Source organism: Rhodococcus sp. PvP016 (assembly GCF_017832185.1).
In the GTDB taxonomy this organism is placed as follows: domain Bacteria; phylum Actinomycetota; class Actinomycetes; order Mycobacteriales; family Mycobacteriaceae; genus Rhodococcoides.
On the sequence record NZ_JAFIBH010000001.1, the window covers coordinates 751,093 to 773,425 of the forward strand.

Consider the following 22,333-nt stretch of genomic DNA (forward strand, 5'->3'; position numbering starts at 1 on the left):
AGTCGTAGGCTCAAGTCGTGACCTCGTCGAACGATCCCTCCGTCTTCGAGTACGGAGTGGACGGCCCCAAGCTGATCATCGTGGGCCTCGACGGCTCCGACTCGTCCTGGCGGGCGGCCGCGTACGCCGCCGGACTGGCGCGCCGGCAGCACTCCAGGCTCGTGCTGGTCTACGTGCAGACACTGGCGGCCGGTGCCTTCGCCCAGGCGAGTGGGGTGGTCTACGACTCGGGAAGCCAGGTCGCGGACCAATTGCTCACCGAGATCCGCGACCACGTGGTGCGCTTCGGCGAGCACCAGCACGTGAACTGGGAGTTCCGGACGTTTCGCGGCGACCCGGCGATGGGACTCGCCGCCGTCGGCGACGAACTGCGTGCCGACGCGATCGTCGTGGGCACGTCCGAGTCCGCCGGGCACCGCATCTTCGGCTCCGTCGCCGTCCGGCTGGTCAAGCTCGGTCGGTGGCCGGTGACCGTGGTGCCCTAGGCGGTGGCGCCGCATCCGCGATCGGAACCTCGACGGGCCGCGGACGCACCATCGCCGGCACCCACGACGGGTACGCGTCGGGTGCACCGTCGAGCACACCACCGGCCGGATCGTCGTCGCCGCTGCGGCGCACCAGATCGTCCACCGGCCGGTAGATCTGCCGCACCACCAGGACACACAATCCGACGACGGTGAGATCGCGCACCAGGACGGTCGCCGTGAAGTACTGCTCGGGCAGACCCTTGTCGGCCACGCCCAGGTAGTACATCATCCGCGGAACCCAGACGAGCGCGTCGATGGTCATCCACGCCAACAGGATTCGCCGGTGCGGGAGTGCGAGCACCGCGAGCGGCACCAGCCACAGGGAGTATTGCGGACTCCACACCTTGTTCGTCAGCAGGAAACCGGCGACCACGAGAAAACACAGCTGCATCAGGCGAGGACGCCGAGGGGCCGTCAGCGCCACCCAGCCGATGGCGAGGCACACGACCACGAAGAGCAGCGCCGTCACGAGATTGAGGATCACCGGCTTCTCGCCAGGACCGAGCGGACCGTCGAATCCGGCCCAGCCGGTGAACGACCGGGCCACGTTGTAGAGCGAATCCGGATCGGCGCCGCGGTCGGAGTTCAACCGGAAGAACTCCGACCACCCACGCGGAAACAGCAGTGCGATGGGCAGATTGACCAGAACCCATGCCGAGAGCGCCGCCGCCGTGGTCCGCGACCAGTCCCTGATGTTCCCCGTGCGGATGCACAACACGAGGAGCGGACCGAGCAGGAACAGTGGGTAGAGCTTCGTCGCGCCCCCGATGCCGAGCAGGACACCGGCCAGCACCGGCCTGCGCCGGGCCCACGCGAGCAGCCCGCCGGAGGCGAATGCCGTTGCGAGGGCGTCGAAATTGGTGAAGACGTGCACGATCACCAGAGGGGAACACGCGGCCAGCGCGGCGTCCCACACCCGGCGTCCCGCCAACATCGTGGTCGCCCAGATCGTCACGATCCAGGCGAGGGCGGAACCGAATGCCACCACGTTGAAATACAGCGCGACCGCGAGCGCCTGCGGCAACCACGGGACCGCGGACCACGCGTGGGCCACCTGCATGGACACGTACTGGTACAGCCCCGCCACCACCGGATACTCCATGTACCGAGTGATCGTGGAACCGTCGGAACCCGGTTCCTCCCACGACTTCTTGTACGGGAACGCGCCCTGATCGAGTCGCTCCGCACCGTAGAGGGGGACCACGTCGGAGTAACACATCGCGACGTACTGACGGCTCCCGCTCCAGTCGAGTCCCAGCTCGCCGCCGGGGCCGTTCGGGGCCTGCTGGATGCACGCGGCCTTGCCGAACCAGCCCAGCGCGAGAAACACGACCGTGAACGCGAAGATCACCCGCAGTGGCGTGATGTGGCGCTGTCGCCCCACCAGCGCGTGCTTGCCGACGGGGCCGCCCACCACCGTCGACAACTCCGCGACCATGGGATCGGTCAGACTCGGCCGATCGCGACGACGAGCGGAGCGTCGATCCGTCGCCAACTCACCCGGACTCGCCAACAACTCGTCGGACGAGTCCCGACCAGCCTCCGGCCTGCCCGCCGAATCCCGACCGGCCTCCGGCCTGCCCGCCACCCCTAGCCGCCGGGCGGCGTGGCCGGCTCCGGAGCCGCCCCGTCGTCGGGCGGGGTGACGGCGGAGGGCTCCGCCGGTGCCGGGGCCAGACCGGGAACCGGAATGGTGATGCCCGGCAGGATCTCGACCTGCGACGGGACGACCACCGGCGGCGCGACGGGCTCCGGCGTCGTGGGCTCCGGCGCTGCGGAGGAGGACGTGGGCGGTGCCGCCGTCCGAGTCGGCGCGGGTGCCGAGTACTGCGGCACACCGGCCTGGCCGGCGATCGCACCCGGTGCGGGGAACGACTCGACGGGCGAGCCCTCGAGGGACGCGTCGAGCGTGTCCTTCCAGATGTCCGACGGAAGTCCCGAGCCGTAGATGGGTCCCCCGTAGCTGTTCTCCAGCGGGAGGCCCTGCTCGGTACCGACCCACACGGCCGTCGCCAGAGACGGCGTGTACCCGACCATCCAGGCGTCCTTGTTCTCGCCGGTGTCACCGAGCTGCGCGGTGCCGGTCTTCGCGGCGGAGGCGCGTCCCTCGGCCAGGTTGTGGCCGTTGGAGTAGCCCGCGATGGGACGCATGGCTGCCGTGACGTTGTCCGCGACGGCGGGATCGACCCGCTGCTCGCCGGGGTCCGCTCCGCGATCGAGCAACACGGTGCCGTCGGCCGTCACGACCTTCTGCACGAAGTGCGGTGCGTGGTACGTCCCCGACGCGGCGAGCGTCGCGTAGGCGCTGGCCATGTCGATGACACGGGACTGGTACTGCCCGAGCACGATGCCGTTGTTGGGACCGGCGCCGTTCGGCTCGGTCAGGGTCTCGCCGATGCCCTCGACCTCGGTCGGGATACCGAGGCGATGCGCCATGTCGGCCACCGCCTGGGGGCCGCCGTCGAGGCTGAGCTGCAACCGGTAGAAGCTCGTGTTGAGCGACCGCTTGAGCGCCTCGGCGATGGTGCACGTGCCACAGGACTCACCCTCGACGTTGCCGATGGAGATGCCGTTGACCGTCAGCGGCGAGCTGTCGTACATCTGGGACAGCGGTATGCCCTGATCCAGTGCCGCCGCCAGGCCGAAGACCTTGAACGACGAGCCGGTCTGCAGGCCGGACTGCGCGAAGTCGAAGCCGCGGCCGTCGACACCTCCGTAGTACGAGCGCACCGCACCGGTGCGGGGGTCGATCGACACCGACGCCGTGCGCAGCTCGGAGGGTTCGCCCTCCATGTTGGAGTTCACGGCGTCGATGGCGGCCTGCTGATCCTGCGGATCGATCGTCGTGGTGATCTGCAGTCCGGCGGTGTTCAGGTCCTGCTCACTGATGCCCGACGCGGTGAGCTCCTTGAGCACCTGATTCTTGATCAGTCCGTTCGGACCGGCGTCGGCGGCGTCGCCGCTGTCCACCGAGGCGAGCGGTCGCCACTGCGGGTACTGCATCGCCTGGCGCTGGGTCTGATCGAGCGCACCCATCGTGACCATGCCGTCGAGGACGTAGTTCCAGCGACTCTGCGCACCCGTCGGGTTGTTCTCCGGATCGAGTCCGGAGGGCTGCTGGATGGTCGCCGCGAGCACGGCACCCTCCTCGGCGCTCAACTGCTCGACGGGCTTGTCGAAGTACGCCTTCGACGCCGCCGCGATGCCGTACGCGCCGCGGCCGAAATAGATGGTGTTGAGGTACGCGGCGAGGATGTCGTCCTTGGTCCACTGACGCGCCATCTTCGAGGAGATGACCAGCTCGCGCATCTTGCGGGTGAGCGTCCGCTCGGACCCCACGAGCGCGTTCTTCACGTACTGCTGCGTGATGGTGGATCCACCACCGGCGCTGTCGCGCCCGAGCACGTTGTCCCGAGCGGCGCGTGCGAAGCCGGTGACCGAGAAGCCGGGGTTGGAGTAGAAGTCGCGATCCTCGGCCGACAACACCGCGTTGCGGACGTGCTCGGGGATCTGTCCGATCTCCACGTCGGTGCGGTTGCCCTCGGGAGGGACGACCGTGCCGAGGACAGACGTTCCGTCCGATGCCAGGACGGTGGCGACCTGGTTGGTCTTGATGTCACCGGGCCGCGGAACGTCCTCGACGACGTACGCGACCATGAACACCAGGACCGGAACGACCATGCCCAGCGCGATCAAGCCGTACAGCGTGCGCCGCAGGACCTTCCACTTCGACTTCTTCTTCGTCTTCGTGGCAGTACCTCCTGATGGCGGTTCGGTGGGTCCTCCACCGAACCGGTCCCGGTCACCGTCGGCGTCGCCACGCGAGTGGGACGTCGCGGGCCGAGAGGGTGGAACGTCGGTCGCCCGTGGATCGTCCGAGTACGGGCGCGGCTGCGAGAACGCCTGCGACCGCGGCGGGGGCGCGGTCGGGGGAATCTGGGTGGTGTCCGGTCCGCGATCGTCGTAGGACGGTGGACCGTAGGCCGGGCGCCGCGGGTGGTCGGCCGGCGGCCAGCTCGGTGGGGGGCCACCGGGGCCGTCCCGGCGAGGCGCACGCGGTGGGGGCGGGCCCGACGGCCACTGCTGGGGATCGCGGACCGGCTCGTGGCTCGGGCGATCGTGACGCGGTGGTTCCCCGGGCCCGTCGGGTCGACCGTGGCGGCCGGACGGACGCCCGCGATCGTCACGGGAACTGTCGTAGGGGGAACTCACTCACGTACTCCACTGTCAGGACGCACGTGTGACCAGGTGGCGACGGTCACGTGTGCGTCGGGCTCGTTCGACTCGGTTGCGCGGGGGACCACCGACGGACGGTACCGCCGACGACCTGTGTCCGTCACTCACTGGCCGTGCGTCGGCGGGAGGCGGAGCGTGTGCGGGGGCTCTTGGGCGCCGGGACGGCTCCCAGGACGTAGGACTGCACCAGGTGGTTCCAACTGCAGGTGCGGCAGACCTCGACGACGTGCACGGAGAACTCCTCCTGCGTGCCGGCGAGGCGGGTGAGCTCGTCCGCGGTCCGGGCCGAGCCGTTCATCGTCCCGAGCTTCTCCCCGAACACCCAGGAGACCAGCGTGAGCTGCTCCTTCCGGCAGATCGGGCATGCCACGGTGGACGGCCGACCGTGGAATTTGGCCGCTCGGAGGAGGTAGGGATCTGCGTCGCAGACCTGGGCCATCGCCGTTCGTCCGGAGTAGACCTCGGCGAGCAGCGACTTGCGCTGCAACGCGTAGTCCACCACCTGCCGCTGTGATCTCACGGGGACCAGAGTACGTGCGCCGCCGAGGCGGGGTGGTGCCACGCCACCTGTCTCGCCCTCGCCGCGGATGCGCGTGCGCTGTGGACGAGGTGGTCGCGACCACCACCCCGGGGAGGCGGACCAGCTGTCCTTCGACAGCCCTCTCCGCCCCTGGCGGGGTCCGTGTTCATGTTGTCGACAGTTACATGTACCCCCATATATCGGCCCGATACATGTGGCGGTTATAGTGAGCGAGCGTCATCTCGGCGCGGACTCGGGTCGGAGGAGGAAGGGGACCGCACATGCTCGAACTGGCGATCCTCGGCCTGCTCCTGGAGACACCCATGCACGGCTACGAGCTTCGTAAGCGACTCACCGGACTTCTCGGTGCCTTCCGGGCCTTCTCGTACGGTTCGCTCTACCCCACCTTGCGTCGTATGCAGGCGGACGGGCTCATCGTCGAGAACCCCGGAGTCCAGGGCGCCGTCAAGCGTCGGGCACGTCGCGTCTACGAACTCACGCCGGCCGGCCGAGCTCGGTTCACCGAGCTGGTCGCGGACACGGGTCCGCAGAACTACACAGATGATGGATTCGGCGTACACCTGGCCTTTTTCGGGCGCACCCCCGCTGAGGCGCGGATGCGGATACTCGAAGGTCGGCGTCGCCAGGTCGAGGAGCGCCGTGAGGGGCTCCGCGACGCCATCGGCCGAGCAAGTGGGTCGTTGGACAGGTACACGCGCGGATTGCATCAGCTCGGCCTCGAGTCGAGCGAGCGCGAAGTGCGGTGGCTCAACGAATTGATCGCTGCCGAGGCAATGGCGATCACTTCGGAGAGTCCACCGCCCGCACCCACGACCGACACCTCGGCCGTGGCACACCCGGAGAGCTCTTCGGCTCCGGCCACCCGATACGGAAAAGAAGGAGAACCCGACCATGAGTGACAACAGCACTGCGGTGCGCGTGGCCATTGTGGGCGTGGGTAACTGCGCGTCGTCCCTGGTTCAGGGCGTGCAGTACTACAAGGACGCCGACGAGAACACCACCGTTCCCGGCCTCATGCACGTGAAGTTCGGCAAGTACCACGTCCGCGACGTCGAGTTCGTCGCCGCGTTCGACGTGGACGCCAAGAAGGTCGGCTTCGATCTGTCGGAAGCCATCTTCAACAGCGAGAACAACACCATCAAGATCGCCGACGTGCCCCCGAGCGACGTCAGCGTCCAGCGCGGCCCGACACTCGACGGCATCGGCAAGTACTACTCGGAGACCATCGAGATCTCCGACGCGGAGCCGGTCGACGTGGCGCAGGCACTGCGTGACGCGAAGGTCGACGTACTCGTCTCCTACCTGCCCGTCGGATCCGAAGAGGCCGACAAGTTCTACGCGCAGGCCTGCATCGACGCGAAGGTCGCGTTCGTCAACGCGCTGCCCGTCTTCATCGCGTCCGATCCGGTCTGGGCACAGAAGTTCACCGACGCCGGTGTGCCCATCGTCGGCGACGACATCAAGAGCCAGGTCGGTGCCACCATCACCCACCGCGTCATGGCCAAGCTGTTCGAGGATCGCGGCGTCCAGCTCGATCGCACGATGCAGCTGAACGTCGGCGGCAACATGGACTTCCTCAACATGCTCGAGCGCACGCGCCTCGAGTCGAAGAAGATCTCGAAGACGCAGGCCGTCACGTCCAACCTGCAGCGTGAGTTCAACGCGAAGGACGTGCACATCGGCCCGTCCGATCACGTCGGCTGGCTCGACGACCGCAAGTGGGCCTACGTCCGCCTCGAGGGTCGCGCCTTCGGTGACGTCCCGCTGAACCTCGAGTACAAGCTCGAGGTCTGGGACTCCCCGAACTCCGCCGGCGTCATCATCGACGCCGTGCGCGCCGCGAAGATCGCTCAGGACCGCGGAATCGGCGGACCCGTCGTGCCCGCGTCCGCGTACCTCATGAAGAGCCCGCCGAAGCAGCTCGCCGACGACATCGCTCGTCAGCAGCTCGAGGCGTTCATCATCGGGTCCGACGAGCAGTAGCCACTCGCGAACGTCCCGACGGGGTCGTCACGGTCGATCACTCGGCCGCGGCGACCCCGTCGGCGTCTCACCGGACGAGCGGGCCGTCGGAGACGCCGAGCAGGTACGACGTGGTGCCGCGGACACCGTCGGACACGAACACCTGGAACGTCTGATCGCAGGTGTCGGTACCGAAACGGACGACGGCGTGTCGATGATGCGCACCCGTCACGCGCGGCCCCCGCGGTGGAGACGATTGCGTGAGCGTTCGGTGCCGCGCGGACGCCACCGCGACGTGCTCGTAGGTCACGACGGTGCCGTCGGTGGTGACCACGCCGACGCCCGTGATCGGTTCCGACGCACTCGTGGACAACACCGGGCGGATCACGATCTCCCCCACCTCGTGGTCTCCGTCGGTGACGACGATGGTGAAGCGGTCGGAGCCGAACGACGACGGGTCGTCCTCCCACCGGTCCACCGACGCCGTGCGCGAGTAGGTGAACATTCCGTCGGACGCGACGTCCGCGGTACCGCAGGACGGGCCGGACCCCAGTCTGTGGCGCCGCTGCGGACACAGCGGCGAGGCGACAGAACCCGCCACCAGACAGGCCGTGACGGAAGTCCGGGGCATGGGTCGCTCCTGAGGGTCGTGCGCCGGCCGGGTCGGCCGGTTTCTCCTGCACTCACCGTGCCCGACGCGTGCACAAGAAGTGCAAAAGTGCCTGCGTGCGGCGTCGATACGCACAGCTGACTAGACTTGTCAGGTGACGAGTGACTCACCCGCTTCCATCCGACTCGTCGGTGCCGTCACCGTCGAGCGTGGTTCCAAAGTGGTCGATCCTCGCATCATCGGTGGGCCGCGCTGCGTCGAACTGCTGTCGTATCTGACGGTCAATCGCCATCGAGAGGTCTCACACGACGAGTTGGCGGACCTGCTGTGGCCGGAGAAGCGTCCGCGTACCTGGAACTCGGTACTGCGCGGGGTGATCTCCAAGGTGCGGGACGTTCTCGACGCCGCGGACATCGCGGGTACGTCGATCGTGTCCCGTACCGGCATGGTGCGTCTGACTCTTCCGCCGGACACCACGGTCGATCTCGAGGAGATCCGGGACGCGTGCCGTCGCACGGAGGGATCACCCGCGGACCGGGCCCGCGATGCCCGGACGGCGTTGCGTCTGCTCGCCGAACCCGTGCTCGTCGGAGCCAACGGCGCGTGGGCGGACGACGTCCGCCGGGAGTTCGACGACCTGCGGCTCACGGCCCTCGAGACGGACGCCATCGCGTCGATGGATCTCGGTGCGTTCGAGAACGCCGTGTCCTCGGCGGAGTCCCTGCTGGCCGCCGACTCCCTGCGCGAGAGTGCGTACCGCATCGCCATGCGTGCGTACGTGGCACTGGGCGATCGAGGACAGGCTCTCGGGGCGGCGGCGCGATGCCGAGCGGTGCTGGCGGACCAGCTCGGGGTGAGCCCCTCACGCGAGACCCAGGCGCTGTACCTGGAGTTGTTGGAGGACGACACCGAGACCACCTCACCGCAGCGCGAAGAGCCGCCGGTGGGATCCGCCTTCGTCGGGCGCGACGCCGAGATGACCCGCATCGTCGAGGACCTGGAGGCGGCCGCTGCCGGTCAGGGGCGGTTCCTCCTGGTCTCGGGTCCACCGGGCGCGGGGAAGACGTCACTCGCCCGCGCCGTCATGCGGCGTGCGCGAGCGGCCGGGATGGACGTGGTGTCCGGTCGCTGCAGCGAGCACTCGGCCATTCCGTACGAACCGTTCGTGGAGGCGGTCACCCGCGACCTCGACTCGCGTGGCGTCATCGGAGCGCGTCAGTGGCTGCGGACCAACGGCGCCGACATCCTCGGCATCGTTCCCGGGGCCGCGCGTCGACTCGGGGACCTCATCCCCTCGCACATTGACGACGACCGCACGGGGGCATCCGACGCGGTGCAGCGGTGGCTCGTCGGGCCCGCTCGACAGGCCCCGACCCTGCTCGTGATCGACGACCTGCAGTGGGCCTCCGGCGCCACGGCCGCCCTGGTTCGCCATGTCGCGCGGTCGACGCAGAACGATCGACTGTGCATCCTCGCCACCGTGCGGGACGAGAACCTCGTGTCCCCGGACGTCCAGGCGACCCTCGACGTCGCGCGCTTGTCGGCGGGGTTCCGTGAGATCACCCTGGAGGGACTGTCTCTGGCCGCGGTGCACGATCTACTCCGCGAGCAGAACTCGCCCCTCGACCCCGAAGCCATCGTGGCACGGACCGGCGGCTCCGCCCTGCTGGTCGCGGCCGTCATCGCGGCACATGAGCGCGAACCCGGCGGCTCGCTCCCGTTCACGGTCGCGGACGCGGTGCGTCTCGCGAGTCGCGAACTCGGCCGCGACGCCGTGACTCTCCTCGAACTGTGCGCGGTGACCGGGGTGACCGTCTCGCGTGCGCTGTTGCGGGCGGCGTCGTCGATCGAGTCCGACCTCCGATTCGCCGAGAGCCTGGACGAACTGCTCGCCGTCCGGTTCCTGGTCTTCGGGGACACGGACGACGAGTTGGTGATGAGACACGGTCTCGTTCAGTCGACGCTCTACGACGCGATACCCGGGGCCCGTCGGGCGCAGATGCATTCCGACGTCGCTCGAGCACTGGTCGCCCTCGGCGCCGACACGACGGCCGACGAACTCGCGCGGATCGCCTATCACTTCGGCCGGGCGTTGGACTCCGACCGCTCCGAGACAGCGCTCTACGCACGGCGCGCCGGCGATGCCGCCTACGCGGTGTCCGCATACGAGGACGCCGTGGTGGGGTACCGGACCGCTCTGCGGAAGATGGTGCCGCACGGCGATTCCCGAGAGCGGTGCCGACTGTTGATCGATCTCGGCAGGGCTCAGCGCAAGTGTATCGACCGGTCCTACCGGGCCACCCTCTTCGATGCGATCGCCATGGCGCGGCGCCTGGGCGACGTCGATCTCCAGGTCGACGCGACACTGGCGGACACGATCAGTGGCGCGGGCCTGTTCCAGATGTTCGACCCACTGCCGGAACGTCTCGACAGCCTGCACGACGCTCTGCACGTACTCGAGGACTCCGGCCGAGCGAACAGCGCTGACACAGCGAAGGTCCTGGTACTGCTGGCCATGGAGCTGAGCTGGACCGAGGACTGGAAGGAACGCCGCGACCTTCTCGAACAGGCTGTGACGCTGGCGCATTCGGTGGGAGACCGCAATGCCCTCGAGTCGGCGCTGCGCGCGATGCTGTGGTGCCTTCTGGTGCCCCAGTGTTGGGATCTGCGCCAGGAGGCGATGACACGCCTCGTCGAGCTGGAGTCGACATCGTCTCGGCGGCATCGCGATCCGTCCGCCGCCACCATCCTGGCGAGGACCCAGCAAGCATTCGGCGATCTCGGTGGCGCCGCGTCGACACTGGCCGCGGTCACGCGCGCCGATCTCGCGGACGATCCCGAGATGACCTGGGCCATGGTGTGTTCCAGATTCGGCGTGGACGTGTCCGCGGGGCGTCTCGTGCGCGCGGAGACCATGCTGCCCCGAATCTGCCAGACACCGGACGCCGCCCTCGGCGGCCACACGTACGGACGCGAGCACACCTCCATCCTCACTCTTCGGACGATGCGCGGAGACCTCCGGCACTTCGCGGACCGGCGCGACGAGATGGCCACCATGTTCGATTCGATTCCGGCGTTCCGCCCGGTCGTGGCGTCCTCGCTCGCCGACGTCGGACGGATGGACGAGGCGCGCGAGCTGATGGACTGGTACGACGAGCAACGGCTCGCGGCGATCGCCCCGGACATGCTCTGGATGATCGCCATGACCTTCATCGCCCGTGCCGGTGCCACGGTGGGCAACACACTGGTGTGCACCGACGTGTACGAGCGGTTGCTGCCCTACGCGGAGCAGACCGTGTCGGTGGCCCCGAGCGTCTTCGGCGTGGTGCACCACCACCTGGCCGACATGTCCCTGGCCACCGGTCACGTCGAGCGAGCGGGTCGTCATCTGCACGCCGCGCGGCGCCTGCACGTCGCCCGCGGCTTCGAGGGATGGAGCGCCGAGGACGCGTACCTCGGTCTCCGCATCGAGCACGCCCGCACCGGACGGCTCGCGGCCCGTGCTCTGGCGTCGGCCCGCAGCCGTGCGGATGTCATCGGAGCCTCGGCGGTCCGGCGGCGCATCGACGCCTTCGCGGCACTGGTGGAGAACTCCGAGCTCTGACCGGTACTCGTCGACTCGGCCGTCCGCAAGACCCGGCGAGCGCCTGTGGACGGCCGTCCCCACAGGCGCTCGGTGGGCCAGGCTCACGGCTGGTCCGGGCGTACTCTCGGCCCGTGAGTTCAGACAGGATGGTGGCCCGCATCGGTGGGCTTCTGCGTCAGGCCGAGTCCACGGACAATCCCCACGAGGCCGAGGCGTTCATGGAGGCGGCGCAGCGTCTCGCGACCGCCGCCTCGGTCGATCTGGCCGTGGCGCGCTCGCACACCGCCTCGCGCGAGAAGCGGGCGACGCCGATGCAGCGCGTCGTCCACATCGGGGAGCACGGCAAGAAGGGCCTGCGCACCTACGTCCTGCTGTTCGTGGCCATCGCCCGCGCGAACGACGTGCAGTGCGACGTCGCGCAGTCGTCCACGCAGGTCTTCGCGTACGGGTTCGAGAGCGACATCGACACGTGCGAGGCCCTGTACGCGAGCCTGCTCGTGCAGATGGTGCGCGCGAGCGACACGTACATCTCGTCGGGTGCGTACCGGGACGCCACCGTGGACCGTGAGGTCACCGTCGTCCGAGGACGCCGGCGTTACCGCACGGTCGAGCGGGCACCGCTCGCCGGCGTCACGGCCAGGATCGAGTTCCAGACCGCGTTCGCGCACCGGGTCGGCGAGCGTCTGGCCGCCGTCAAGAAGGAGGCCGAGGCCGAGGCGGTCGCCACGGAAGCTCCCGAGGCCGGCACCGCACTGGTGTTGCGGGACAAGGAGATCGAGCTGCGCGACTTCTACCGGTCCGCCTCCACCGCTCGAGGTACCTGGCGCGGCAGCTCGGGTCGCTCGTACTCGTCGGAGGCCCGGCGAGCGGGCGACCACGCCGGTCGACGTGCACGCCTGGGCAATCAGAGCGAGATCGGCGGCTCTCGAGGACAACTCGAACGGTGACTCGCGACAGCCAGCGCTCCCGCGTCTACGACGCCGAGCATCAGGTCCGCACCATGTTCGACCGCGCGGACGAACGGGGCCTGCGCACAGTCGAGATCCTCGGGTCCACGGTCACCCTGCCGATCGAGCGGCGCTTCGCCTCGCTCGACTCGGTCCAGAGCTACGTCGACGGTGTCCTCACCCTCTCCCGGGTACGTGCGGAATGGCCACGGGCGGCCGTTCCGGTACGGGTCCGGGCCCGCTCGGGTGCGGGCGCCGCGCACTACGAGGTCGACACCGCCACCATCGCCGTCCCACTCCACGTGCGGGGACGCGCCTGGGCTCTGCGGGAGATGGTGGTGCTGCACGAGATCGCGCATCATCTCGAACCCGGCGATCCGGACGACCACTGCGAACCGGCACACGGCGGTGCGTTCGTCGACCGCTACCTCACCCTGGTGTCGGAGATCATCGGCGCCGAGGCGGGTTTCGTCCTCCGTGCGGCGATGCACTCCTGCGGGGCGCGCGTCGGTTGACAGGCCGGGCACCATGGAAGCGACAGCCCGGCGCACTCACCGAAGGATCACACATGTCCGTTCGCATCGGAGTTCAGCTTCAGCCCCAGCACGCCCCCGACTACGGCCTCATCCGCGACGCGGTTCTGCGGTCCGAGGACGCGGGTGTGGACATCGTCTTCAACTGGGACCACTTCTACCCGTTGTACGGCGACCTCGACGGAGCCCACTTCGAGTGCTGGACGATGCTGGGCGCCTGGGCCGAGCAGACGTCGAACGTCGAGATCGGCGCCCTCGTCACCGGCGGCGGATACCGCAACCCCGATCTCCTCGCGGACATGGCCCGCACGGTGGACCACATCAGCGGCGGACGCCTGATCCTCGGCATCGGTGCCGGCTGGAACCAGAAGGACTACGACAACTTCGGCTACGACTTCGGCACCGCCGGCTCGCGTCTGGCCCTGCTCGACGAGAGCCTGGCCCGCATCACCGCGCGACTGGCCGTCGGCAACCCGGCGCCGACGCGGCACATCCCGATCCTCATCGGCGGCGGTGGTGAGAAGAAGACGCTCAAGATGGTCGCCCGCTACGCCGACGTCTGGCACAGCTTCGCCGATCTCGACGCGCTGAAGCACAAGTCCGAGGTGCTCGCCGGGCACGGTGAGACCGTCGGCCGCGACGTGTCGCAGATCGAGCGGTCGGTGGCCTGGCCCGGCGCCGACGACGCACAGGCCTTCGTCGACGCCGGAGCCACCCTCTTCACCGTGGCTGTGAACGGCCCCGACTACGAGCTCACCGAGCTGACCGGCGCGATCTCCTGGGCGCGGTCGCACCAGGGCTGACTGTCAGCCGGACTGTTTCCCGAACAGGCCCGAGCTGCCGTGTCCGCCGTGCGAGGAGGCGAACTCGTACGCGGACTCGGCATGCTCGTGTTCGTCGATGCCGTCCGTCTCGTGCTGCGGATCCGCTCTGATCCCGATGGTCAGCTTCAGCGCCGTGGCGATGGCCGCGGTGACCAGGAACGCGTAGGCGAGAACGACGACGACCGCGACCAACTGTCGACCCAGCTGCGCGACGCCGCCGCCGTAGAACAGGCCGTCGACACCGGGCGGCATGTCGCTGCTCGCGAGGAGGCCGATCATCAGCGTGCCGACGATGCCGCCCACCAGGTGCACTCCGACCACGTCGAGCGAATCGTCGTACCGGAAGCGGTATTTGAGACCGATCGCCAGGGCACAGGCGACACCGGCGGCAGCGCCGACGCCCAGAGCGCCGATCGGGGTGACGGCCGTGCACGACGGCGTGATCGCCACCAGGCCGGCGACGACGCCCGACGCCGCGCCGAACGACGTGGCCTTCCCGTCGCGGATCTTCTCGACCACCAACCACGCGACCATCGACATCGCGCCCGCGCCCATCGTGTTGACCAACGCGACCGCGGCGATTCCGTCGGCAGCCAGCGACGAGCCGGCGTTGAAGCCGAACCACCCGAACCACAGCAGCCCGGCACCCACCATGACGGCGGGCAGGTTGTGCGGCCGCATCGCCTCGCGGGGCCACCCACGACGCTTACCGACGACGAGGGCGAGCGCCAGTCCGGCCGCGCCTGCATTGATCTCCACCGCGGTGCCGCCGGCGAAGTCGATGGCCTTCAGCTGATTGGCGATCCAGCCTCCGGTCTCCGCGGTGACACCGTCGAACGCGAACACCCAGTGCGCGACGGGGAAGTAGACGAGTGTCGCCCAGAGACCGGCGAAGATCACCCACGGCATGAACCGCATCCGGTCGGCGACGGCGCCGGACACGAGCGCCACGGTGACCATCGCGAAGCCTGCCTGGAAGGCGACGAAGGCGAGCGCCGGGACGGTACCCACCAGCGGGATCTCGACCGGGCCGCCCCCGGCTCCGAAGCTGCCGCCGATCAACGAGGTGAGGCCGGCGAACTGCGTCGGGTCCCCGATCCACCCACCGGCGCTGTCGTCGCCGAACACCATCGAGTACCCGAACAGGACCCACAGCACCCACACGACTCCGATGGCCGAGAGGCTCATCATCATCATGTTCAGCACGCTCTTCACGCGCACCATGCCGCCGTAGAAGAAGGCGAGCCCCGGAGTCATCAACAGCACCATCGCGGCGCTGGCCAGGACCCACGCCGTGTTGCCGGCATCCGGAGCGCCCGTCAGCGGGTACTTGAGACTGGAGTACATACGAACACCTTCCGTCCCCCGGCGCACACCCTCCAGGCGTCCTGGATAGTCGGTGACGTGCGCCCCGACGGAGACTAGACCCCTGGTCGGAGCGGTCCCCACGGCGATCACCGGCAGCAGATCACTGAGCACAACCATTGCGCGTTCGCCGTTTCGGTGATCCCGGCACGTGAGCCCTAGTGTTCATCTCATGCTTGCGCACCGCGTGGGACGGAAATTCGTCGTCCTCGTCTCCACACTTCTGCTCGCCGTCCTCCTCGCGTCCTGCGGCACCTCGGACGGCGGCTCGTCGAACGGCTCCTCGTCCGCTGCCGCGGCACCGACCGAACTGTGCTCACCTCCCGGTGTGGACAGTGCGTCGTCCACGCCGACCAACTTCGACGCCGCGGCGGCCGCCGCGACCGAGGATCGGTACACGACGCCGTCGGTCACGCCCCTCGACCGCATCGACACCTCGCAGCTCGGACTGATCACGCCCGGCCAGCTCACCGTCGGCACGCTCTCCGACGCGCCGCCCAGCATCTGCGTCGACGGCTCCGGCACCTACACCGGCTACGACAACGAGTTGCTGAAGGCCGTCGCCGCGAAGCTCGGCCTGCAGATCAACTTCTCGGGCACCGAGTTCTCGGGTCTGCTCGCGCAGGTCGCCGGCCGACGCTTCGACGTCGGCTCCTCGTCCATCACCACCACCGACGAGCGGCGCAACACGGTCGGCTTCACCAACGGCTACGACTTCGGCTACTTCTCCCTGGTCGCGAAGGCCGGCGGTCCGATCACCGCCTTCGAGAACCTGGGACCGGACACCCGTATCGGCGTCGTGCAGGGAACGGTGCAGGACGACTACGTCGTCAACACCCTGGGCCTGGACCCGGTGAAGTTCCCCGACTACAACACCGCGTACGCGAATCTCCGCACCGGGCAGATCGACGCCTGGGTCGCACCGTCGCAGCAGGCCGAGGGCCTGGTGAAGCCGGAGGACGGCACGGCGATCACGCAGAACACCTTCAGCCTCAACAACTTCGTGGGGTGGGCCGTCGCGCGCGACAACCAGCCGCTGATCGACGCGTTGAACTCCGGCCTCGACGCGATCATCGAGGACGGGACCTGGGCGCAGCTGTACTCCGACTGGGTGCCGCGCGAACTCCCGGAGGGATTCAAGCCCGGTAGCAAGGCAGCGCCGCAGCCCGAGCTCCCCGACTTCGCGGCCATCGCCGCCGAGAACGACGCGACTGCCCCGGCTGCGCAGGCCGTCGCACCGAAGTCGACGTTCGAGCAGCTCGGCGACACGTTCTTCGACTGGAACCTGTACAAGCAGGCGTTGCCGGACCTGCTGAAGACCGGCCTGCCGAACACGCTGATCCTGGCGCTGGCATCGGGCATCATCGGCACGGTTCTCGGCATGCTGCTCGCACTGGCAGGCCTGTCCCGCACCCGCTGGCTGCGCTGGCCGGCACGCGTCTACACCGACATCTTCCGCGGACTGCCCGCCGTCGTGATCATCCTCGTGATCGGTCTCGGCATCGGACCCGTCGTCAGTGGACTCACCGGCAACAACCCGTACTGGCTCGGTGCGGTGGCGTTGTCGCTGCTCGCGGCGGCGTACATCGGCGAGATCTTCCGCTCCGGCATCCAGAGCGTCGAGAAGGGTCAGATCGAGGCAGCGCGTGCTCTCGGCTTCAGCTATCGACGCTCGATGCGCCTGGTCGTGGTGCCGCAGGGTGTGCGGCGCGTGCTTCCCGCACTCGTCAACCAGTTCATCTCGCTGATCAAGGACTCGTCGCTGATCTACTTCCTGGGTCTGCTGGCGACGCAGCGCGAACTGTTCGCCGTCGGCCGAGACCTCAACGCGCAGACCGGAAACCTGTCACCCCTGGTGGCTGCCGGACTCGTCTACCTCGCGATGACCGTCCCGCTGACCCACCTGGTCAACTACATCGACAAGCGTCTGCGCGTCGGCAAGGCCGAGCAGACACTCGACCCGGTCGAGCAGGCCATCGTCGTGGAAAGAGGCTGACACATGACCACCGCACCCTCTACCGAGCCGTTGACCGGCGTCTCACTCGCCGGCCGTGACCTGCACCTGTCCTTCGGCACCAACAAGGTTCTGCGGGGCGTCGACATCGACGTCGCCGCAGGAGCCACCACGACGGTCATCGGACCGTCCGGTTCGGGCAAGTCCACGCTCCTGCGCGTGCTCAACCGGCTGCACGAGCCCGAGCAGGGCGACATCCTGCTCGACGGCCGCTCGGTGCTGAAGGACGATCCCGACGCGCTGCGCCAGCGCATCGGCATGGTGTTCCAGCAGTTCAACCTGTTCCCCCACCGCACCGTCCTCGACAACGTCGCGCTCGGTCCGTGGAAGTTGAAGGGACTGAGCAAGGACGACGCGCACGCCGCCGCGCTCGCCCAGCTCGACAAGGTCGGGCTGAAGGAGAAGGCGGGCTCGCGGCCCGGCAACCTCTCCGGCGGTCAGCAGCAGCGCGTGGCCATCGCCCGTGCGCTCGCCATGGAACCGCAGGTGATGTTCTTCGACGAGGCCACGTCCGCCCTCGACCCGGAACTCGTCAAGGGCGTGCTCGCCCTCATGGCGGACCTCGCGACCGGTGGTATGACCATGGTCGTCGTCACGCACGAGATGGGCTTCGCCCGCTCGGTGTCCGACCGCGTGCTGTTCATGGACCACGGCAGCGCCGTCGAGGTGGGCCCGCCCGCAGCGCTGTTCGACGACCCGCAGACCGAGCGACTGCAGAGGTTCCTGTCCGAGGTGCTGTGACGAGGTGATCGCACAACTGTGACCCGGCACACTCGAACCGCGTACGGTCGGGAGAGATGCCGACATTCGCACTCGAGAATGTGGGCGCTCTACCTCGAACGGGAGCAGAACACATGGCCGACAACAGAGCCGTCGCCTACGCCGGAGCCGGGAAGGTGGAGGTCGTCGACATCGACTTCCCCAGCTTCACGTTGCAGGACGGGCCGGGAGTCAATCCTGCCAGCGTGGGGCGCGAGTGCCCGCACGGAGTGATCCTGAAGGTGGTGTCCACCAACATCTGTGGCAGCGATCAGCACATGGTTCGCGGCCGCACGACGGCGCCCGAGGGTCTGGTGCTCGGGCACGAGATCACGGGAGAGGTCATCGAGGTGGGCCGCGACGTGGAGTTCATCAAGACCGGTGACCTGTGTTCGGTGCCGTTCAACATCGCGTGCGGCCGATGCAAGAACTGCAAGGAGCGCAAGACCGGAATCTGCCTGAACGTCAACCCCGATCGCCCCGGCGCGGCCTACGGCTACGTCGACATGGGTGGCTGGGTCGGTGGCCAGGCCGAGTACGTCATGGTGCCGTACGCGGACTGGAACCTGCTGAAGTTCCCGAACCGCGACCAGGCCATGGAGAAGATCCTCGACCTGACGATGCTGTCCGACATCTTCCCGACGGGCTTCCACGGCTGCGTCACCGCCGGGGTCGGTGTGGGCTCCACGGTCTACATCGCCGGTGCCGGTCCGGTCGGGCTCGCCGCTGCGGCCAGCGCCCAACTGCTCGGCGCCGCGGTCGTCATCGTCGGTGATCTCAACGAGAGCCGGCTGGCGCAGGCCCGCAGTTTTGGCTGCGAGACGGTCGATGTCAGCAAGGGCGATCCCAAGGATCAGATCGAACAGCTGCTCGGGGTGCCGGAGGTGGACTGCGGTGTCGACGCCGTCGGGTTCGAGGCTCGTGGCCACGGTGACGGCTCTGCCACGGAAGCGCCTGCGACAGTACTGAACTCGCTCATGGACATCACCACCGCGGGCGGTTCGCTCGGCATTCCGGGGCTGTACGTCACCGGCGATCCCGGAGCGTCCGACGAGGCCGCCAAGGTCGGCGCGCTGTCCCTGAGCCTCGGCACCGGCTGGGCGAAATCGTTGTCGTTCGCCACCGGTCAGTGCCCGACGATGCAGTACCACCGCGGCCTGATGATGGCGATCCTGCACGATCGCGTGCAGATCGCGAAGGCTGTCAACGCACGCGCCATCTCGCTCGAGCAGGCTCCGCAGGGCTACGCCGACTTCGATTCCGGTGAGGCCACGAAGTTCGTGCTCGACCCCCACGGGCTCCTCGGCGCGGCCTGACCGACTCTCGCGAGGTGGGCTGTCGTGCTCACCTCGCGAGTGCGTGTCAGCCCAGGAACGCGAGCAGTTCCTGGTTGAACCGGTCCGGGTGCGAGGTGTTGAACCCGTGCGGGCCACCCTCGACGAGCACCAGGGTGCTGTTCGCGATCGCCTCGTGTGACCGCTTGCCGCTCACCTCGAACGGGACGATGGCGTCCGCGTCACCGTGGATGACGAGGGTGGGGACGTCGATCTTCGGCATGTCCTCACGGAAGTCGGTGCGCGCGAACGCCTCGATGCACCCGAGAATCGCCGGTGTCGACGCCTCGGCCGCCATGTCCACCGCGTACTGACGATCCTCCTCCGAGACCGCCAGCTCGCCGTTCGCGCTGAAGAAGTTGGTGGCGAAGCCGTCGAGGAAGGCGTTGCGGTCCTCCTCGACACCGTTCTCGAAGCCCGCGATCGTCTCGTCGTCGAGGCCACCGTCGGGATTGTCCTCGGACTTGTAGAGGTACGGAGGGACCGCGCCGGCGAGTACCGCTCTCGCGATCCGGTCGCTGCCGTACTTCGCGAGGTAGCGCACCACCTCGCCGCCGCCCATGGAGAAGCCCACCAGCGTCACGTCCCGCAGGTCGAGCGTCTCCAACAGCACCGACAGGTCCGCGGCGAACGTGTCGTAGTCGTAACCGGACTCGGGCTGCGACGAGCTGCCGAATCCACGCCGGTCGTAGGTCACGACGCGGTGGCCCGCGTCGAGCAGTGCGACGATCTGGGGCTCCCACGACCGCTCGTTGAGCGGCCAGCCGTGGATCAACACCACCGGCGTACCCTCGCCCCGGTCCTGGTAGTGCAGGTCGATCGGGGCGTCGTTCTCGACTCCCACCGAGAGCATCGGCATGTCGTGCCTCCTTCGTCGCGGTGTCTCCGCGTCGACCTCGGACTACCCGGAGCGGGCCCCGACGACACACGTTCGCCCACCGTTCACCTTCCTGCACCCGGGGGGTTGCTTACCTTCCCTTTGCCTTTTGCCCGGCACTTCTACGGTCGACCGGTGACCACGATTCCGCTTCCCCTGATCGTCTCCGACAAGCATGCAGCCCATCGACACGACGGCAGCTCCTCGCGGTCGTCGCTGACGTGCAAGTACAAGTGCGGCGACGCCTGCTTCCACGAGGTGCCCAACACGTCGTCGAGCGAGTACTTCGGCGACATCGTCAAGACGGCGATGACGCGCCGCGGCATCCTGCGCGGCAGTGCGATGGCCGTGCTGGCCGTCGGCGCCACCAGCGCTCTCGCCGCCTGCGGCACGGAGGACTCGGGAACGGCCACCACCGCGTCGGCCACCCCGACCCCGGAGCCGCGTGGACTCGACTTCACCGCCGTCGCACCCAACACCGAGGACGCGGTCGTCGTCCCGGAGGGGTACGAGCAGGCCGTCGTCATCCGGTGGGGCGACCCGGTGGTCGAGGGTGCGCCTGCCTTCGACTTCGACAACCAGACCTCGGCGGCCCAGGAGAAGCAGTTCGGATTCAACAACGACTTCGCCGGACTGCTGCCGATCGACGGGTCGTCCACCGAGTACCTGCTGGTGGTCAACCACGAGTACACGACGGAACCGTTCCTCTTCACGGGGTACGACGCGGAGAACCCCACCGCGGAGCAGGTCGCCATCGGCCTTGCCGCCCACGGTCTGTCGGTTGTCCAGGTGGCCGGTGAGAACGGCTCGGGCAAGCTCACCCCGCAGATGGGCCGCTACAACCGTCGCATCACCGGATCGACCGAGTTCGTCCTCACCGGTCCCGCGGCCGGCAGCGACTTCCTCAAGACCTCCGCCGATCCCACCGGGACCAAGGTCTTCGGCACGTTCAACAACTGCTCCGGTGGCGTCACCCCGTGGGGCACCGTGTTGTCCGGCGAGGAGAACATCAACCAGTACTTCGCCAACGCCGAGAGTGTGACCGACCCCGTGGTCGCCGAGCGTCTGGCGCGCTACGGCGTGGAAGGTGCTGCGTCCGAGCGTAAGTGGGAGCGATTCGACAAGCGCTTCGATCTGGCGCAGGAGCCGAACGAGGTGAATCGCTTCGGCTGGGTCGTCGAGGTGAACCCGTGGGATCCCACCGCAGCACCGATCAAGCACACGGCACTCGGCCGGTTCAAGCACGAGGCCGCGACCATCCACGTGACGGACGACGGCACCGTGGTCGCCTACAGCGGTGACGACGAGCGTTTCGACTACATGTACAAGTTCGTCTCCAGCCGAAAGATGATGCAGGGCACCGGCGCTGCGGCGCTGCGCTCCAACGTGACGCTTCTCGACGCCGGAACCCTCTACGTCGCAAAGCTCTCCGGTGACGCGCCCGACCAGATCGACGGCTCGGGAAAGCTCCCGACCACGGGACAGTTCGCCGGCAAGGGCGAGTGGATCCCGTTGCTGCGTACCGGCGAGGACGGCCGCGGCGAGTCCCTGGTCGACGGCATGTCCGCCGAGGAGGTCGCCGTCTTCACGCGCCTCGCCGGGGACAAGGTCGGCGCCACCAAGATGGACCGACCGGAGGACTTCGAGCCGAACCCCGTCACCGGCAAGGTGTACGTCGCGCTGACCAACAACTCGAACCGCGGCACCGAGGGCAAGGCCGCCGCCGACGAGGCGAATCCGCGGGACAAGAACAAGAACGGCCAGGTTCTCGAGCTCGACGACGACCACGCCGGGACCAGTTTCACGTGGAACCTTCTGCTCGTCTGTGGCGATCCGGCAGCCGCCGACACCTACTTCGGCGGCTTCGACAAGTCGCAGGTCAGCCCGATCTCGTGCCCGGACAACCTCGCGTTCGACGCGGACGGCAACCTATGGGTGTCGACGGACGGCAACGCCCTCGACTCCAACGACGGCCTGTTCTCGGTGGTTCTCGACGGTGACCGCCGCGGCCAGACGAAGCAGTTCCTCACCGTGCCGAAGGGTGCCGAGACCTGCGGTCCGATCGTGCAGGAGCAGCGTGTCGTCGTGAGCGTGCAGCACCCGGGCGAGGAGGACGACGCCAGTGCCGACGCCCCCGCCTCGCACTGGCCCGACGGTGGCGACTCGCAGCCCCGCCCGTCGGTCGTCGCGGTGTGGAAGGTCTGACCTTCTTTCTCCC

At 68.4% G+C, this 22,333-nt stretch carries 17 protein-coding genes; 11 read left to right on the forward strand and 6 right to left on the reverse strand.

Annotation, left to right across the window (positions count from 1 at the left end):
* The first annotated feature begins 17 nt into the window (after window positions 1–17).
* Window positions 18–485 carry a universal stress protein gene (locus tag JOE30_RS03425; RefSeq protein ID WP_204869396.1) on the forward strand — a complete coding sequence of 156 codons (468 nt, stop codon included), beginning with the start codon at window positions 18–20 and terminating at the stop codon, window positions 483–485.
* Here the strand turns inward: JOE30_RS03425 and JOE30_RS03430 are convergent.
* From JOE30_RS03430 to JOE30_RS03440, 3 genes are all read right to left on the reverse strand, one after another.
* Window positions 448–1,965, reverse strand: coding sequence for a glycosyltransferase family 87 protein (locus JOE30_RS03430; RefSeq protein ID WP_204869397.1), 1,518 nt, complete (start codon window positions 1,963–1,965; stop codon window positions 448–450). The genes JOE30_RS03425 and JOE30_RS03430 overlap by 38 nt on opposite strands.
* Window positions 1,966–2,117: 152 nt before the next feature.
* Complete coding sequence (locus JOE30_RS03435; RefSeq protein WP_204870743.1) at window positions 2,118–4,208, reverse strand: transglycosylase domain-containing protein; 2,091 nt, start codon at window positions 4,206–4,208, stop codon at window positions 2,118–2,120.
* Window positions 4,209–4,863: 655 nt separating this feature from the next.
* Window positions 4,864–5,283 (reverse strand): DUF5318 domain-containing protein, encoded by a 420-nt coding sequence (locus JOE30_RS03440; RefSeq protein WP_056695695.1) that lies wholly within the window; start codon window positions 5,281–5,283, stop codon window positions 4,864–4,866.
* A 281-nt stretch (window positions 5,284–5,564) separates the two neighbouring features.
* Here JOE30_RS03440 and JOE30_RS03445 point away from each other — a divergent pair, with 281 nt between their 5' ends.
* Both JOE30_RS03445 and JOE30_RS03450 read left to right on the forward strand, forming a co-directional pair.
* On the forward strand, window positions 5,565–6,203 hold the full coding sequence (locus JOE30_RS03445; RefSeq protein ID WP_204869398.1) for a PadR family transcriptional regulator: 639 nt from the start codon (window positions 5,565–5,567) through the stop codon (window positions 6,201–6,203).
* A complete protein-coding gene (locus JOE30_RS03450) occupies window positions 6,196–7,287 on the forward strand; it encodes an inositol-3-phosphate synthase (RefSeq protein ID WP_204869399.1) in 1,092 nt (363 codons plus the stop codon). The genes JOE30_RS03445 and JOE30_RS03450 overlap by 8 nt, the downstream gene beginning before the upstream one ends.
* A gap of 67 nt (window positions 7,288–7,354) precedes the next feature.
* Here the strand turns inward: JOE30_RS03450 and JOE30_RS03455 are convergent, their stop codons facing one another.
* Complete coding sequence (locus tag JOE30_RS03455; RefSeq protein ID WP_204869400.1) at window positions 7,355–7,897, reverse strand: hypothetical protein; 543 nt, start codon at window positions 7,895–7,897, stop codon at window positions 7,355–7,357.
* A gap of 133 nt (window positions 7,898–8,030) precedes the next feature.
* Here JOE30_RS03455 and JOE30_RS03460 point away from each other — a divergent pair, with 133 nt between their 5' ends.
* From JOE30_RS03460 to JOE30_RS03475, 4 genes are all read left to right on the forward strand, one after another.
* A complete protein-coding gene (locus tag JOE30_RS03460; RefSeq protein WP_204869401.1) occupies window positions 8,031–11,480 on the forward strand; it encodes a BREX system ATP-binding domain-containing protein in 3,450 nt (1,149 codons plus the stop codon).
* Window positions 11,481–11,593: 113 nt separating this feature from the next.
* Window positions 11,594–12,409 carry a DUF2786 domain-containing protein gene (locus JOE30_RS03465; RefSeq protein WP_204869402.1) on the forward strand — a complete coding sequence of 272 codons (816 nt, stop codon included), beginning with the start codon at window positions 11,594–11,596 and terminating at the stop codon, window positions 12,407–12,409.
* Window positions 12,406–12,924 carry a TIGR04338 family metallohydrolase gene (locus JOE30_RS03470; RefSeq protein WP_204869403.1) on the forward strand — a complete coding sequence of 173 codons (519 nt, stop codon included), beginning with the start codon at window positions 12,406–12,408 and terminating at the stop codon, window positions 12,922–12,924. Before JOE30_RS03465 ends, JOE30_RS03470 begins: the two co-directional genes overlap by 4 nt.
* 53 nt (window positions 12,925–12,977) lie before the next feature.
* Entirely contained in the window at window positions 12,978–13,745 is a 768-nt protein-coding gene (locus tag JOE30_RS03475; RefSeq protein WP_204869404.1) for an LLM class F420-dependent oxidoreductase, read from the forward strand.
* Window positions 13,746–13,748: 3 nt separating this feature from the next.
* On the opposite strand, the gene JOE30_RS03480 is transcribed toward JOE30_RS03475, so the two are convergent.
* Window positions 13,749–15,113 carry an ammonium transporter gene (locus JOE30_RS03480; RefSeq protein WP_204869405.1) on the reverse strand — a complete coding sequence of 455 codons (1,365 nt, stop codon included), beginning with the start codon at window positions 15,111–15,113 and terminating at the stop codon, window positions 13,749–13,751.
* A 190-nt stretch (window positions 15,114–15,303) separates the two neighbouring features.
* Between JOE30_RS03480 and JOE30_RS03485 the strand changes: the two genes are divergently transcribed.
* The 3 genes from JOE30_RS03485 (at window position 15,304) to fdhA (ending at window position 19,220) form a co-directional block, all read left to right on the forward strand.
* A complete protein-coding gene (locus tag JOE30_RS03485) occupies window positions 15,304–17,127 on the forward strand; it encodes an ABC transporter substrate-binding protein/permease (protein WP_204869406.1) in 1,824 nt (607 codons plus the stop codon).
* A 3-nt stretch (window positions 17,128–17,130) separates the two neighbouring features.
* Entirely contained in the window at window positions 17,131–17,886 is a 756-nt protein-coding gene (locus JOE30_RS03490) for an amino acid ABC transporter ATP-binding protein (RefSeq protein WP_056440906.1), read from the forward strand.
* A 113-nt stretch (window positions 17,887–17,999) separates the two neighbouring features.
* The gene (gene fdhA, locus JOE30_RS03495; protein WP_204869407.1) at window positions 18,000–19,220 is read left to right on the forward strand and encodes a formaldehyde dehydrogenase, glutathione-independent; all 1,221 of its coding nucleotides are present in this window, start codon (window positions 18,000–18,002) and stop codon (window positions 19,218–19,220) included.
* 46 nt (window positions 19,221–19,266) lie between these two features.
* On the opposite strand, the gene JOE30_RS03500 is transcribed toward fdhA, so the two are convergent.
* Window positions 19,267–20,097: an alpha/beta fold hydrolase gene (locus tag JOE30_RS03500; RefSeq protein ID WP_204869408.1), complete on the reverse strand. Its 831-nt coding sequence runs from the start codon at window positions 20,095–20,097 to the stop codon at window positions 19,267–19,269.
* A 153-nt stretch (window positions 20,098–20,250) separates the two neighbouring features.
* Here JOE30_RS03500 and JOE30_RS03505 point away from each other — a divergent pair, with 153 nt between their 5' ends.
* A complete protein-coding gene (locus JOE30_RS03505) occupies window positions 20,251–22,320 on the forward strand; it encodes a PhoX family phosphatase (RefSeq protein WP_204869409.1) in 2,070 nt (689 codons plus the stop codon).
* The last annotated feature ends 13 nt before the right edge of the window (window positions 22,321–22,333 follow it).